Source organism: Achromobacter sp. (assembly GCF_050285585.1).
GTDB lineage: Bacteria > Pseudomonadota > Gammaproteobacteria > Burkholderiales > Burkholderiaceae_B > Achromobacter.
On sequence record NZ_JBLZXF010000009.1, the window covers coordinates 49,855 to 65,145 of the forward strand.

12 protein-coding genes are annotated in these 15,291 nt (G+C 67.0%); all 12 read right to left on the reverse strand.

Annotation, left to right across the window (positions count from 1 at the left end):
• Positions 1-30: 30 nt before the first annotated feature.
• The 12 genes from ACN6PJ_RS14500 to ACN6PJ_RS14555 all read right to left on the reverse strand — a co-directional run bounded on the left by ACN6PJ_RS14500 (position 31) and on the right by ACN6PJ_RS14555 (position 15,159).
• Positions 31-693 carry a response regulator gene (locus ACN6PJ_RS14500; protein WP_427996562.1) on the reverse strand — a complete coding sequence of 221 codons (663 nt, stop codon included), beginning with the start codon at positions 691-693 and terminating at the stop codon, positions 31-33.
• A 13-nt stretch (positions 694-706) separates the two neighbouring features.
• A complete protein-coding gene (locus ACN6PJ_RS14505; protein ID WP_427996725.1) occupies positions 707-2,644 on the reverse strand; it encodes a type IV pili methyl-accepting chemotaxis transducer N-terminal domain-containing protein in 1,938 nt (645 codons plus the stop codon).
• Between the two features lie 86 nt (positions 2,645-2,730).
• Positions 2,731-3,228, reverse strand: a complete 498-nt coding sequence (gene mobB / locus ACN6PJ_RS14510; protein WP_427996563.1) for a molybdopterin-guanine dinucleotide biosynthesis protein B — start codon at positions 3,226-3,228, stop codon at positions 2,731-2,733.
• A complete protein-coding gene (locus tag ACN6PJ_RS14515) occupies positions 3,225-3,893 on the reverse strand; it encodes a carbonic anhydrase (RefSeq protein ID WP_427996564.1) in 669 nt (222 codons plus the stop codon). Before ACN6PJ_RS14515 ends, mobB begins: the two co-directional genes overlap by 4 nt.
• 1 nt (position 3,894) lies before the next feature.
• Positions 3,895-4,893, reverse strand: coding sequence for a GTP 3',8-cyclase MoaA (moaA, locus tag ACN6PJ_RS14520; RefSeq protein WP_427996565.1), 999 nt, complete (start codon positions 4,891-4,893; stop codon positions 3,895-3,897).
• Positions 4,890-5,651, reverse strand: coding sequence for a peptidylprolyl isomerase (locus ACN6PJ_RS14525; protein ID WP_427996566.1), 762 nt, complete (start codon positions 5,649-5,651; stop codon positions 4,890-4,892). The genes moaA and ACN6PJ_RS14525 overlap by 4 nt, the downstream gene beginning before the upstream one ends.
• Positions 5,652-5,673: 22 nt before the next feature.
• A complete protein-coding gene (gene narI, locus ACN6PJ_RS14530) occupies positions 5,674-6,357 on the reverse strand; it encodes a respiratory nitrate reductase subunit gamma (protein WP_427996567.1) in 684 nt (227 codons plus the stop codon).
• A gap of 18 nt (positions 6,358-6,375) precedes the next feature.
• Positions 6,376-7,017 (reverse strand): nitrate reductase molybdenum cofactor assembly chaperone, encoded by a 642-nt coding sequence (narJ, locus tag ACN6PJ_RS14535; RefSeq protein ID WP_427996568.1) that lies wholly within the window; start codon positions 7,015-7,017, stop codon positions 6,376-6,378.
• 14 nt (positions 7,018-7,031) lie between these two features.
• Positions 7,032-8,597 carry a nitrate reductase subunit beta gene (narH, locus tag ACN6PJ_RS14540; protein ID WP_427996569.1) on the reverse strand — a complete coding sequence of 522 codons (1,566 nt, stop codon included), beginning with the start codon at positions 8,595-8,597 and terminating at the stop codon, positions 7,032-7,034.
• Entirely contained in the window at positions 8,594-12,334 is a 3,741-nt protein-coding gene (locus ACN6PJ_RS14545) for a nitrate reductase subunit alpha (protein WP_427996570.1), read from the reverse strand. The genes narH and ACN6PJ_RS14545 overlap by 4 nt, the downstream gene beginning before the upstream one ends.
• 153 nt (positions 12,335-12,487) lie before the next feature.
• Positions 12,488-13,873: a NarK family nitrate/nitrite MFS transporter gene (locus ACN6PJ_RS14550; RefSeq protein WP_427996571.1), complete on the reverse strand. Its 1,386-nt coding sequence runs from the start codon at positions 13,871-13,873 to the stop codon at positions 12,488-12,490.
• A gap of 26 nt (positions 13,874-13,899) precedes the next feature.
• Entirely contained in the window at positions 13,900-15,159 is a 1,260-nt protein-coding gene (locus ACN6PJ_RS14555) for an MFS transporter (protein ID WP_427996572.1), read from the reverse strand.
• Positions 15,160-15,291 lie beyond the last annotated feature (132 nt).

The following is a 15,291-nucleotide window of genomic DNA, read 5'->3' on the forward strand; positions in this document are numbered from 1 at the left end:
CCCGCCGTCCGGATGCCGGACCGCCGCGCGTCACTCGTCCGTGTACATGCCGTGCTCCACCGCATACACCGCGACCTGCACGCGGCTGGTCAGGTTCAGCTTCTTCAGCACGTTCTGCACGTGGATCTTGACCGTGCTTTCGCTCACGTCGAGTTCCCGGGCGATGACCTTGTTGCTGGCGCCGCGCGCCAGCCATTGCACGATCTGCCGCTCGCGGGCGGTCAGGCGGTTGCGGTCGCCCGCCCCCTGCGTCTGGGCGGCCTGGCCGGACTGGCCGCGGAACTGCTCCACGAGCTTGGCGGTCATGCTGTCGGCGATCACCGGCTCGCCGCCGGCGGCGCGGCGGATGGCGGCGGTAAGCGCGTCGGCGTCGATGTTCTTCACCAGGTAGCCCCGCGCGCCGTCGCGCAGCGCCTGGCCGAGCTCGTCCGCCTCTTCGGAAACCGTCAGGATGATGACCGCGCAGGAAGGCAGGTCCTGCGTCAGCAACTGCAGCGTTTCAAGCCCGGACAGCCCGGGCAGGTTGAGATCCAGCAGGACCACGTCTGGCTTGAGTTCTTTCGCGCGTTTCAGGCCCTCGACGCCGTCTCCGGCTTCCGCCACGACTTCGAAGTCGGGCTGGCGTTGCAGCAGCAGGCGCACGCCGGAGCGGAACAGCGTGTGGTCGTCGACGAGAAGGATACGGATGGGCATGGTCGGGATGGTGTCAGGCGGCCTGGCGTTCGCTGCCGGGCAGGACCAGCGAGACGCGCGTGCCGGCGCCAGGCTGTGATTCGAGTTTTATCATGGCGCGCATGCGCGCGGCCCGCTCGCGCATGATGTGCAGCCCCACGTGGGACTCGCCGCGCTCGGCCACCTCGGCGGGATCGTATCCCTGGCCGTTGTCGGCAATCGACAGGCTGAAGTCCCGGCCGTTGTCGACCGCGATCTCGACGCGGTCCGCCTCGGAGTGCTTGCGCACGTTGGACAGCGCCTCCTGCAGGATGAACAGCACCTGCAGCTGCTGCTCGGGCGGCAGCGGCGCGCCCTGCCCCAGGCCGAAACGCAGTTCGGTTTCGATGGCGGTCTGGCGGCGGAAACGGTCCACGGTGTCTTCGATGGCGGCCTGCAGGTCGCCCTGCGCCAGCTTGGTGCGGAAGTTGGTCAGCAGCTCCCGCACGTCCTGGTAGCTCTCGTCGACGCCCGTGCGCAGCAGCGGCAGGATTTCCTCGATTTCCTCGGTGTCGCCCCGCTTGACCGCGGCGTCCAGCATCTGCAATTGCAGGTTGAGGAAATTCAGGGCCTGGGCCAGGCTGTCGTGCAGCCCTTGGGCCACCAGCCCGCGCTCTTGCACCACGGCCAGCTGGCGCGCCTGCGCGCCCAGCCGCCGGTTGTCCAGCGCCACGCCGAGGTGCCGGCCCAGCGTTTCGAGCAGCTGGGACTCCGCCGGCGTCAGACGGCGCTGGTGGCGAAAGTGCAGCGAGTACGAGCCCAGCACCTCGTCGCGCGTGACGATGCGGAACACCGCCACGCTGGCGAAGCCCTCGCGCTGGCAGTTCAGGTCCTTGGCCGGCGGCGAGCGGCGGAAGTCCTGGATGACGATGACGCCGTCCTGCCGCGTGGCGGCGCCGCAATAGCAGTCCTCCACTTTCATGCAGTGTTCGGACTCCACCAGTTCGTCGGACAGGCCCACCGACACCATCAGGTTGAGCTTTTCGTTGTTCGGGTCCAGCGCCCGGATACTGCCGCCCTCGGCGTCGAACTGCAGCATCACGCGGCGCAGGAAGCCATCGCACAGGGCCTCGATCTCGTTGGGCAGATTCAAGAACGCCGCCATGTCGTAGAGCGCGCCGATGTCGCGGTTCTGCGCGGCGAGCTGGGCGGTCTTGTCCTCCACCCGCTGCTCCAGGCTGGCGTACAGGTCCTGGAGCTCGTCCGCCATGCGGTTGTAGCCCCGGGCCAGCACGCCGAATTCGTCCTGGCTTTCCACCGGCAGGCGCGTGCTGAACTCCCGCGCGGCCATGCGCTGCAGGCCGTCGCGCAGGCGCAGCACCGGGGAAATGATCCACAGGTACAGCAGGTAGATCATCGCCAGCGTGCCCGCGCTGGCGATGGCGGCCAGCACGCCCTGCGACAGGCGCAGGGACGTGGTTTTTCCCGCGTTGTCCCGCTCGATCATCCGGACCAATGTGTCCGCCCGGCTAACGAACTCCGGCAGCGTCTCCAGGTAGGCCGCCGCATCCGGCGCTCCAAGGGCCCGGATGGCCGCCGGTTTCATCCGCTCGTTCCAGTATCCGGCGACGTCCCTCCATTGGACCCGGATGGCCTCGTCGTTGGGGATGAAGAGAGGGCGGGCGGGATTGCCGCGCTCCAGCCGGGCGATCGTGTCGTCCATGACGCCGATCTGCTCGCGGGTGCGGAACTCGCGGCCGGCCTGCGGCCGCATGAGCTCCACCGCGACCCGGTTGGCGCGCATCCGCAGGCTGCCGGTGTCGTTGATGGCCGCGCCCGCGCCTTCCAGCTGCCAGGATAGCCACAAGGTCCAGCCGACCATGGCAAGCACCACCACCAGCGCGATGAGCGAACTGGCGACGATGCGCGTGGACAGGCGGTGGCGCGGCGAAGGAAGGCCGTCGGACTCGGCGATGGGATCGGTGGACTTCATGGTCATGGGAGGTATCGGCGCCCGCGGGACGGGTCGGGTACCAGTGTAGTCGGTCCCCCTTCCTGCGCTCCGTCCCCCGGTAGCGCTCAGCCCAAGGCCAGGGCGCGGCAAATGAACGCCACGACCGTCTCCGGTTCGTTCAGGGGCAGGCACGGCAGCCCGATATCCAGCGGCGCGTCGGTCGCCACCGCCAGCAGATTGCAATCTTCCGCGTGCAGGGGCGGCTTGCCCGCGGCGGGCCGGTATACCTCGATGCGGGGGATCGGCGCCTGCTTGAATCCTTCCACCAGCACCAGGTCGGCGGGCGACAGGCGGGCGAGCTGCTCGTCCAGCGGAGGCTCCGGCGCCTCCCGCAATTCGTGGACGATGGCGTAGCGAAACGGCGACGACACCATCACCTCCTGGGCGCCCGCCCGGCGAAAGCGCGCGCTGTCTTTGCCCGGGGGCTCCATCTGGAAGTCGTGGTGGCTGTGCTTGATGACATTGACGCGCAGGCCGCGCGCGGCCAGCAAGGGCAGCATCGACTCGATCAGGGTCGTCTTGCCGCTGCCGGAACGGCCGGCGATACCGAAGACTGGGGTCATGCAAGCTCCGTGAACAGTGGGCATACGATGGGAAGAAATGCGTCCGCCCGCGCCGAGTATGCCAGCAAAGCGCCCGCGACCAGGTCGAAATACCAGCCATGCAGGGTCAGCCCCCCCGCCAGGACCGCCCGCCTGACGAAAGGCAGGTCCTCCAGGTTGCGCAGCGAAATCAGGATGGACGCCTGCTCGCAGGCGCGGCGGCGTTCCGCGGCCGACGCGGCGGGCATCTGCTGCAGCACACGCTGGCGCGCCGGCTCGGCGATGTCCATCCAGCGTTCCAGGTAGTCGGTCTCGCCGCTGTTCGCGCCGAACCCCAGGCCGCGGTCCATCAGCTTGCGGATGCCGCCGCAGTGCGCATGGCCCAGGACGATGATCCGGCTGACCTGCAACTGCTCCACCGCGAACTGTATCGCGGCCAGCACGCCCTGCAGCCCCCGGTCCGTGTTGGACGGCGGCACCAGATTGGCCACATTGCGCACGGTGAAGATGTCGCCGGGGTCGCAGCCCAGCAGCATGGCCGGGTCCACGCGGGAATCGCAGCACCCGATCAGCAGGGTGCTGGGATGCTGGCCCTCGCGCAGGCTGCGGTATAGCGACGGCGCGTCTTCATAGTATTGCTGCTGGAACCGCTGGAAGCCGTCGACGAGGCGTTCGATGTCGCGCATGTCAGCCTCCCGTCTGCGCCATGAAGCGCACGATGCGTTCCGGCCGGCTGGTGAACTCGTGCCTCTCCGGCTTGGCGGCGATGCCCGCCAGGATGGCCTGGACCAGCTCCGCGTCGCTGGCGCCGCGGCGCAGCAGTTCGCCCAGCGGCACCCGGTCTTCCTGCCCCAGGCACAGGTACAGCGTGCCGTCCACGCCCAGCCTGACGCGGTTGCAGCTGGCGCAGAAGTGACGCGACATGGGCGTGATCACGCCCAGCACCGGAATCCCGCGGCCCGTCGTCCAATAGCGGGCGGGACCGCCGCCCGAACCCGCCACCGCGGGCACCAGGCCGGCCTCGGCGGCCAGGGCCGCGCCCATGTCGTTCAGGTCGACATGGGAGAAATTCCTGCCGCAATCGCCCACCGGCATAGGCTCGATCAGGCGCAGCACGAAGCCCTGCGCCAGCGCATAGTCCAACAGCCTTCGCACCCCCGCCCTGGGCGTGGCGGCGTGGACGACGCTGTTGAGCTTGATGGGCGCGAAGCCCGCGCGCCTGGCCGCGGCCAGCCCGGCCAGCACCGACTCCAGGCAATCCCTGCCGGTGATCTTGCCGAAGGCGGCCGCGTCCAGCGTATCCAGGCTGACGTTCAGTCGGTCCACGCCTGCCGCGCGCAGGTCCCCCGCATGGCGGGCGAGTTGCGTGCCGTTGGTGGATACGGACAGGTCCTTCAGCCCCGGCATGGCGGCGATGGCCGCCGCCAAACCGGCAACGCCGCGGCGCAGCAGCGGCTCGCCTCCGGTCAGCCGGACCTTGCTGACCCCCAGCGCCACGAACAGGCCGACGAGCCTGGCCGTCTCCTCGTGGCTCAGCCAGTTGGATGGCGTCTCGAAGCCCTTGAAATCCTTGGGCAGACAATAGCTGCAGCGCAGGTCGCAGCGGTCGGTGACGGAGACGCGCAGATAGTCGATGCGGCGTCCGAAGCCGTCCTTCAGTGGTCCAGCAGCCGGCGCTTCCATCATGCGGCGCTTCCGCTGAAAACGCGCTCGGGTTCGCCGTCCTCCAGATCGATGCCCTGGATCCGGGCGCGGCCGACGAGCACCTTGACATATTGCCGCCACGCGATATCGCGGCTCATGGCGGTCAGCGCCGAGGCGATCTGGCCGGCCACGTGCTCGTACGGCAGCAGGCGCCCTTCGATGCGGCGCGTCACCCGGACGATATGCAGGCCATGGCGGGTCTGCAGCAACTGGGGCAGCAGCCCTCCGGCGGGCAGCGCGAAGACGGCGCTTTCGAATTCCGGCACCGTGTCGCCCCGGCCCAGCTGACCCAGGCTGCCGCCCACCGCGGCGGACGGGCAGTTGGACTGCTCGCGCGCCACCTCGGCGAAGCGCGACGGGTCTTCCAGCAGTTCGGCCAGCACCACGTTGGCGTGCGCCCGCAACATGTCCAGGTTGACGCTGGGGGTCACCTGGAAGAGGATGTGGTCGGCCTCCACCAGTTCGCCCGCCATGAAGCGCTCCGGATGCATCTGGTAGAAGCGGCGGCAGGCGGCCTCGTCGGCCTCCGGCGCGGCCGCCTCCCGGGCCAGCAGGTCGCCGATGGCGCCCTCCTCGTCCGTGGCGTCCAGGCCCTGCCGGCTGGCTTCGTCCAGCAGCACGCGGCGCAGCACCAGCGCCGTGACCGCCTCGCGCATGGGATTGCCGGCCTGCTCATGCAGCGGCAGTTCGCGTTCCAGGTCCGCGTCGCTCAGTTCGACGCCATTGACGATGACAGGCATGTTCGGCTCCTTGGGTCAGCGTTCAGCGCGGGCGGACCAATTGCCAGGCGCGGCCCAGGTAGCCGACCGAGGCGAACCCGCTCCAGACGTGGACCAGGCGGGTGAACGGGAAGATCACGAACAGCGTCAGGCCCATGAACAGGTGCGCCTTGAAGAGCAGCGGCACGTCGGCGACATGGCTGGCGGCGTCGCCCTGGAAGGTGACGATGTGCTGCGCCCAGGTCATCAGGCGCACCATCATTTCACCGTCCATGTGACCGGCCGACAGCGCGATGGTGGACAGCCCCAGCAGCAGCGTCGCCAGGATCCACAACAGCAGCAGCTTGTCGCCCGGCCGCGTGGTGGCGCGGATCCGCGGGTCGCTCAGGCGACGGTGGATCAGGATCAGCAGGCCGATCAGGCACAGGCCGCCCATGACGCCGCCGGCCACCATGGCCACGGTCTGCTTCAGCGTGTGCGACACGCCCAGGGTGTCCCAGACCACCACCGGCGTCAGCAGCCCGGCCAGATGTCCGAAGAAGAGACCCAGGATGCCCACGTGGAACAGGATATTGCCCAGCCGCAGCTGGCCGCGATGCAGCAGCTGCGAACTGTCCGACTTCCAGGTGTATTGCTCGCGCTCGAAGCGCACCAGGCTGCCCAGCAGGAATATCGTCAGCGCGATATAGGGGTAGATGCCGAAGAAGAACTGATTCAGGGAGTTCATGTTGCGTCGTCCTGAAGATTAATGGGCCGCGCGGGGATAGAAGCGCACGGTTTGCGCGCCGTCGCCCGAGAACGGCCGCAGCAGCGGTTCCACGCCGTCCGGGCCGGCGCCGAACGTCTCCATCGCCTCGTCCATGTCGCGCACGGGGGCCTCGGTCTGTTCGCGCGGAACCACCCGCGACTGCGCGCGCAGCGCCGCGAAGATGCAGGCATAGGGGCTGCCGTTGCTGGCCAGGCGCGCGCCGATGGCCGCCAGGACGTGGATGGCGTCGTCCAGCAACTCCTGGGCCTGGCCGGCTTCGATCACGCCCAGGAACTCCAGGAACAGCGGCACGTGGTCGGGCAGCTCCGACACGACCGGCTCGAACCCATGCTGGCGGTACGTGTCCAGCAGGTCCACCATGGCCTGGCCGCGGTCCCGGCTTTCGCCGTGCACATGCTCGAACAGGTGCAGCGAGTGCGAGCGGTTCCGGTCGAACGTGGCCACGTAGTTCTCCTGCAGCGAGATCAGGTCGTGAGTGGCCAGGTACTCCATCAGGGGCTGCAGGGTTTCCTCGGCATCCGGGTAGGCGCCCAGCGCGGTCTCCACCTCGCCCAGCGCATCGAGGAGCTCGGCCTCGGGATAGCACAGCAAGGCGGAAAGCAGGCGGTACGGATTCATGGTTTTCTCCTTTCCTAGACCGAAGCGGCCTTCTTGCGGGATTTCGGCATCTCGATGAAGATCTCGCTGCCCTTGGGCTTGCTTCCGAACAGCGTGCCTTCCGACACCCCGCCCGAGCAGCCGTTGCCGAAGGTGAAGCCGCAGCTGCCCTTCTCGTTGAAGCTGTCCTCGACCACTTCCTTGTGACTGCTGGGCACCACGAAGCGGTCTTCGTAGTCGGCGATGGCCATGATCTTGTACATGTCCTGCACCGTGGCCTCCGACAGCCCGACCTGGTCCAGCAAGGCCGTGTCCCGCTCGCCGTGCACCGATTCCGAACGCTTGAAGGCGCGCATGGCCAGCATCCGCTCCAGGGCCTGCACCACCGGGGCCTCCTTGCCCGCCGTCAGCAGGTTGGCCAGGTAGCGCACGGGAATGCGCAGGCTGGAAACGTCCGGGATCATGGCGCTCTTGCCGACGGTGCGCTGCGGCATCTGGCCCGATTCGGCGGCCGACTGGATGGGCGACAGTGGCGGGATGTACCAGACCATCGGCAGCGTGCGGTACTCCGGATGCAGCGGAAAGGCGACGCGCCACTGCACCGCCATCTTGTAGACGGGCGACTTGCGGGCGGCTTCGAGCCACGATTCCGGGATGCCCTGCTCCCGCGCGGCCGCGATCACCTCGGGCGAATGCGGATCCAGGAAGAGATCCAGCTGCGACTGGTACAGGTCCTGTTCATTGGCGGTGGACGCCGCGGCCTCGATCTGGTCGGCGTCGTACAGCATCACGCCCAGGTAGCGGATGCGGCCCACGCAGGTTTCCGAACACACGGTCGGCTGGCCGGCCTCGATGCGCGGATAGCAGAACGTGCACTTCTCGGCCTTGCCGCTGTTCCAGTTGTAGTAGATCTTCTTGTACGGGCAGCCCGAGATGCACATGCGCCAGCCGCGGCACTTGTCCTGGTCGACCAGCACGATGCCGTCGTCCTCGCGCTTGTAGATCGAGCCCGACGGGCAGCTGGCGACACAGGCCGGGTTCAGGCAGTGTTCGCACAGGCGCGGCAGGTACATCATGAAGGTGTTCTCGAAGGTCGAGTACATCTCTTTCTGCACGCCTTCGAAGAGGGCATCGCGGCTGCGCGAGCTGAATTCGCCGCCCAGGTCGTCTTCCCAGTTCGGGCCCCAATGGATCTTGTCCATCTTCTTGCCCGTCAGCACCGACACCGGACGCGCGGTGGGCGGCGTCTGCGACAGCGGCGCGTTCTTCAGGTGCTCGTAGTCGTAGGTGAACGGCTCGTAGTAGTCGTCGATGGCGGGCAGGTTCGGGTTGGCGAACAGGTTGGCCAGGATGCGCAGCTTGCCGCCTTGACGCGGTTCCAGCTTGCCGGCGGCCGTGCGGCTCCAGCCGCCCTTCCACTTTTCCTGGTTTTCCCATTCCTTCGGATAGCCGATGCCGGGCTTGGTTTCCACGTTGTTGAACCAGGCATACTCGACACCGTCGCGGCTGGTCCAGACGTTCTTGCAGGTGACCGAGCAAGTGTGGCAGCCAATGCACTTGTCCAGGTTCAGCACCATGCCGATTTGCGCGCGTATCCTCATGATTGCTTCTCTTCTTGTTGCGTTTCGACCAGCGGACCTTCGAGCCAGTCCACCTTCTTCATCTTGCGCAGCACCACGAACTCGTCGCGGTTGGCGCCCACCGTGCCGTAATAGTTGAAGCCATAGGCCTGCTGGGCGTAGCCGCCGATCATGTGCGTGGGCTTGAGCACCGTGCGCGTCACCGAGTTGTGGATGCCGCCGCGCTTGCCGCTGGTTTCGGCGCCGGGCACGTTCACGATCTTTTCCTGGGCGTGGTACATCAGGCACATGCCCACCGGAACGCGCTGGCTGACCACCACGCGGGCGGTCAGCGTGCCGTTCACGTTGAACACCTCGACCCAGTCGTTGTCGACCAGCCCGGCCTGCCTGGCCTCGGCTTCCGACACCCAGACGTGGGGGCCGCCGCGGCTCAGCGTCAGCATGCGCAGGTTGTCCGAGTACGTGCTGTGGATGCCCCACTTCTGGTGCGGCGTCAGCCAGTTCAGGACCAGCTCCTTCTCGCCGTTCGGATAGCGTCCCAGCATGGGCGCCACCGTCTTGGTGTCGATGGCCGGCTTGTACACGCAGAAGCCTTCGCCGAAATCCAGCATCCAGCGGTGGTCCTGGTAGAACTGCTGGCGGCCGGTCAGCGTGCGCCATGGGATCAGTTCGTGCACGTTGGTGTAGCCGGCGTTGTAGCTGACCTCTTCGCTTTCCAGCCCCGACCAGGTCGGCGCCGAGATGATCTTGCGCGGCTGCGCCTGGATGTCGCGGAAGCGGATCTTGTCGTGCTCGCGGCCCACCGCCAGGTGGGTATGGTCCCGGCCCGTGATCTTGCCCAACGCTTCCCATGCCTTGACGGACACATGGCCGTTGGTTTCGGGCGCGAAGGTCAGGATCATCTCTGCCGCGTCGATGGCCGTGTCCAGGCGCGGGCGCCCCTGGCTCACGCCGGCGTCCGTCACGCTATCGTTGATCCCGGCAAGCTCATGCACTTCATGCTCGGTGTTCCAGCTGATGCCCTTGCCGCCGTTGCCCAGCTTGTCCAGCAAGGGCCCCACCGAGGTGAACTTGCGGTAGATATCGTTGTAGTCGCGCTCCACCACCGTCATGGACGGAGCGGTCTTGCCCGGAATCAGGTCGCATTCGCCCAGCTTCCAGTCGCGCGGCTCGAAGGCCTGCCCCAGCTCTCCCGGCGTGTCGTGCATCAGCGGCGTCAGCACCAGGTCGCGGCGCTTGCCCAGGTAGGGTCCGCCGATTTCGCTGAAGCGCTTGGCGAGCAGCTTGTAGATCTCCCAGTCGGTCTTGCTCTCCCACAACGGCTGCACCGCTTCGCTCAACGGGTGGATGAACGGGTGCATGTCCGACGTATTGAGGTCGTCCTTCTCGTACCAGGTCGCCGTGGGCAGCACGATATCGCCGTACAGGCAGGTCGTGCTCATGCGGAAGTCCAGCACCGTCAGCAGGTCGAGCTTGCCTTCGGCGGCATCGTCCTCGTACGTGACCTCCGTGGGCTTGATCGCGGCCGCCTCGTCGCCGAACACGGCGTTCTGCGTGCCCAGCAGATACTTCAGGAAATACTCGTGGCCCTTGCCGCTGGAACCCAGGATGTTGGAGCGCCAGACGAACATGTTGCGCGGGAAGTTGGCCGGATCGTCCGGGTTCTCGCACGCCATGCGCACCTCGCCCGACTTCAGCTTTTCGACGGCGTGCGCGATCGGATCCTTGCCGGCGGCGTCCGCCTCGGCGACCAGGTCCAGCGGGTTGGCGCGCAGCTGCGGCGCCGACGGCAGCCAGCCCATGCGCTCGGCGCGGGCGTTCAGGTCGATCATGCTGAGATCGCCGTACTTGGCGCGGTCGGCGGTGGGGCCCAGCACTTCCTGAACGTTCAGCTTTTCATGGCGCCACTGGCTGGTGTGGGCATAGAAGAAGGACGTGCCGTTCATCTGGCGCGGCGGGCGCACCCAGTCGGCGGCAAACGCCAGCGGGGCCCAGCCGAACTGCGGACGCAGCTTCTCCTGGCCCACGTAGTGGGCCCAGCCGCCGCCGCTCTTGCCCACGCAGCCGCACATCATCAGCATATTGATGATGCCGCGGTAGATCATGTCCATGTGGTACCAGTGGTTCAGGCCGGCGCCGACGATGACCATGGACTTGCCTTCGGTGTCGTGGGCGTTCTGCGCGAACTCGCGCGCCACCTGGATGACCTGCGCGCGCGGCACGCCGGTGTGCTTTTCCTGCCAGGCGGGCGTATAGGGCACGTCGTCGTCGTAGGAGCTGGCGACGTTGCCGCCGCCCAGGCCCCGGTCCAGGCCGTAGTTGGCCATCTGCAGGTCGTACACCGTGGCCACCAGGGCCTCGCTGCCGTCGGCCAGGCGGATACGCCGCGCCGGCACGTTGCGCGCCTGCACCTCGCCGTGCTCGCTGCCGAAGTACGGGAAGCCAACGGCCACCACGGCGTCCGACTTGCCCAGCAGGGTCAGCTCGGGCTCGATCTCGCGGCCGCTGCCTCCGTCCTTCGATTCCAGGTTCCAGCGGCCGACCTTTTCGCCGCCGTTGACCGCGCCCTCGCCCCAGCGGAAGCCAATGCTGCCGTTGGGCGCGACCAGGTCGCCGGTCCTGGCGTCCAGCACCAGTGTCTTCCAGTCGGGGTTGTTCTGCTCGCCCAGCGCGCCGTCCAGATGCGATGCGCGCAGGAAGTGATCGGGCGCGTAGAAGCCGTCGCGCGCTTTCAGCTGCACCAGCATCGGCATGTCGGTATAGCGGCGCACGTAGTCGCGGAAGTAGGCCGACGCGCCCGACAGGTGGAATTCCTTCAGGATCACGTGGCCCATCGCCATCGCCAGCGCCGCGTCGGTGCCCTGCTTGGGCGCCAGCCAGATGTCGCCGAACTTGACCATTTCGCCGAAGTCGCTGGACACGGCCACCGTCTTGGTGCCCTTGTAGCGGACCTCGGTATAGAAGTGCGCGTCGGGGGTGCGGGTCTGGGGCACGTTGGAGCCCCACACCATCAGGTAGGTCGAGTTGTACCAGTCGGCCGATTCCGGCACGTCGGTCTGTTCGCCCCACACTTGCGGGCTTGCGGGGGGCAAGTCGCAGTACCAGTCGTAGAAGCTCAGGCAGGCGCCGCCCAGCAGGCTCAGGTAGCGCGCTCCGGCGGCGTAGCTGACCATGGACATGGCTGGGATCGGAGAAAAGCCGATCAGGCGGTCCGGTCCGAATTTCTTGATCGTGAACGCATTGGCCGCGGCGATGATTTCGGTCGCCGTGTCCCAGTCGGCGCGCACGAAGCCGCCCAGGCCGCGCACGGACTTGTAGCGCCTGGCCCGCGCCGGATCCTGGCTGATCCATTCCCAGGCGGCGATCGGGTCCATCGTCTTGCGGGCCTCGCGCCACATCTCGATCAGGCGCCCGCGGATCATCGGATACTTCACGCGCTGCGCCGAATACACGTACCAGCTGTAGGAGGCGCCGCGCGGACAGCCGCGGGGCTCGTGGTTGGGCAGGTCCGGCCGCGTGCGCGGATAATCGGTCTGCTGGGTTTCCCAGGTGATCAGCCCGTTCTTGACATACACCTTCCAGGAGCAGGAGCCCGTGCAGTTCACGCCGTGGGTCGAACGCACCACCTTGTCATGCTGCCAGCGCGCCCGGTAGGCGTTTTCCCACTTGCGGTCCTCGTTGACCGTCTCGCCATGGCCGTCCGCGAAGGTGGACTTCACCCGCGACATGAACTTCAAGCGGTCCAGAAAATGGCTCATTCTCTATTCTCCAAGAGCGCCGGCCCCGCCGGCGCGTACTGCGATCGATGCTGTTGAAACCACTTTAGGCGCGGCCCTCTTCCAGGACCATTCCCCGGTGGCATAGGCCGGGCGCGGCAGAATGACTAGTCACCCCGGCCAGGCCCCGCCGCGTCAGCACGGCACCGGCGCGTTGCGGCGCCCGTAATACCACCAGGTGATCACCAGGCAGGTGGCGTAAAAGCCGATGAAGCAATACAGCGCGGCCTGCACGCTGCCCGTCATCTCCAGCGAAGTGCCGAAGCTGCGCGGAATGAAGAAGCCCCCGTACGCGCCGATCGCGCCCGAAAAGCCCAGCACCGCCGCCGATTCCTTGGCGGCGTCCGCCAGGGCCTGCTTCTGCGCGGCCGCGTCCTTGCCCTTGGCCGCCTGCGTGCGTTCGCGCAGGAAGATCACGGGAATCATCCGGAACGTGGAGCCGTTGCCCAGGCCCGTCAACGCGAACAGCACGATGAACATGGCCAGGAATCCGTTGAAATCGCCCGGCCGGCCGGCGACCGGCAGGAAGGCCATCACGCCCAGCACGGCGGCGATCATGCCCGCGAAGGTGAACAGGGTGACCCGCGCGCCGCCCAGCTTGTCCGAGACCCAGCCGCCCACGGGACGCGTCAGCGAGCCCACCAGCGGCCCCAGGAACGCGTAGGTCATGGGATCGACCTGCGGAAACAGCGTCTTGGTCAGCATGGCGAAGCCCGCCGAGAAGCCGATGAAGGAGCCGAACGTGCCCACGTACAGCCAGCACATCAGCCAGTTGTGCTTGCGCTTGAAGATGACGGCCTGGTCCGCGAAGGAAGCGCGGGCGTCGGCGATGTCGTTCATGCCGAACCACGCGGCGATCGAGGCCACCGCTATCGGTATCACCCAGATGAAGCCAGCGTTCTGCAGCCACAGGTTCTGCTGCGTCCCGTTCACGGTCACCCCCTGCGGCGCGCCGCCCGCGACGCCGAAGACGCCGATGGAGATCACCACGGGCACGACGAACTGCACCAGCGACACCCCCAGGTTGCCGATGCCGGCGTTCAGGCCCGTCGCCAGTCCCTTCTTCTCCTTCGGAAAGAAAAAGCTGATGTTGGCCATGCTGGAACTGAAATTGCCGCCGCCCAGGCCGCAAAGCAGCGCCAGGATCAGCAGGGTCGGAAACGTCGTGGTGGGATCGCGCAGCGCGAAACCCATGCCCAGCGCCGGGATCAGCAGCGAGGCCGTGGAGATGGCCGTCCATTTGCGCCCGCCGAAGACCGGCACCAGGAAGGAATAGAAGATGCGCAGCGTGGCGCCGGACAATGCCGGCAGCGCCGTCAGCCAGAACATCTGGTTCTTGGACAGCATGAAGCCGGCGCGGTCCAGGTTGACCACCACGACGCTCCACAGCATCCAGATGCTGAACGCCAGCATCAGCGCCGGAATGGAGATCCAGAGATTGCGATTGGCGACGCGCGCGCCGGTCTGCTTCCAGAAGCCGGGATTATCCGGTTCCCAGCGCGCAAGGACTTGAGTGGACATAGGATTCTCTCAGGATGTAAGGAGGATCAGGCGGCGTGCTGCCGGGCGATGGCCGCGCTTTCCGGCCGGAAACTGAAGTGCATGAAAATCAGGGAGACGCAGACGGTGCCGTAGAGCAGCATGAAGGCGCTGGACCGGATGCCCGTGATGTCCAGCAGCACCCCGAACAGGATCGGCAGCACGAACCCGCCCAGGCCGCCGGCCAGGCCGACGATGCCGGAGACGGCGCCGATGTTCTCGCCGAACTCGTCGGAGATGAACTTGAAGACGGAGGCCTTGCCGATGGCCATCGCGATACCCACGACGAACAGCAGGATGGTGAAACTGACGGGCCCCAGGGCGATGTCGAAGCTGCGCGGGCCGCCGGCCGTCAACACCGTGAAATGCGTCTGCGGATAGCTGAGGATGAAAAACGCCACCCAGCACACCCACATGACCCACCAGGTCGTCTTGTAGGCGCCGTAGCGGTCCGAGATCCAGCCGCCCAGGGCGCGCAGCACGCCGCCCGGCAACGAGAAGCATGCGGCCAGCAGCGCGGCCAGCTTCATGTCGAATCCGTATTCGCCGATGTAGTACTTGGTCATCCACAACGCCAGCGCCACATAGCCGCCGAACACCACCGAGTAGTACTGGCAATAGCGCCAGACACGAGGATCCTTGAGCATGGCCAACTGCGCGGACAGGCTGGCGCCGCTCTTCACGCGATGCGAGGGATCCGACGCCGAGAACAGCCAGAACAGGATGGCCGTGACCAGCAACGCCACGGCATAGACCTGCGGCACGATGACCCAGGCGCCGCCCGCCGCCGCGATCAGCGCCGGCGCGACGAACTTGGTGATGGCGGAGCCCGAGTTGCCGGCGCCGAACACGCCCATGGCCAGGCCCTGCTTGTTGCGGGGGAACCAGCGCGCCACGTAGGGCGTGCCGACCGAGAACGAACCGCCGGTCAACCCCACGAACAGCGCCAGCACCAGGAACTGCCAGTACTGCGTCGCATACGACATCAGCCAGATGGGCACGACGGCAAGCAGCATCAGGACGAAGAACACCGGGCGGCCGCCGTAGCGGTCCGTCCAGATGCCCAGCGGCACGCGCACCAGCGAACCGGTCAGCACCGGCATGGCGGCCAACAGGCCGAATTGGGTTTCGGACAGGCCCAGCTGCGTCTTGATGGGTATGCCCAGCACGGCGAAGATCATCCACACCGCAAAACAGATGGTGAAGGCGAACGTACTGGATATCAGGACCCGCATCGGCGCGCCGGCCGAGGAATGACTTGCTGCCATGGTTATTCTCGCTTTGCTCACGAAGACATCTCACATGGCGTTAGCCTAGGGACCGCGCGCCCTGGCGGCCATTCGCCGGCCGACCAGAACTCCCATGCCGATGTGACTAGTCACCCCGGTCTTCGGGCCGGG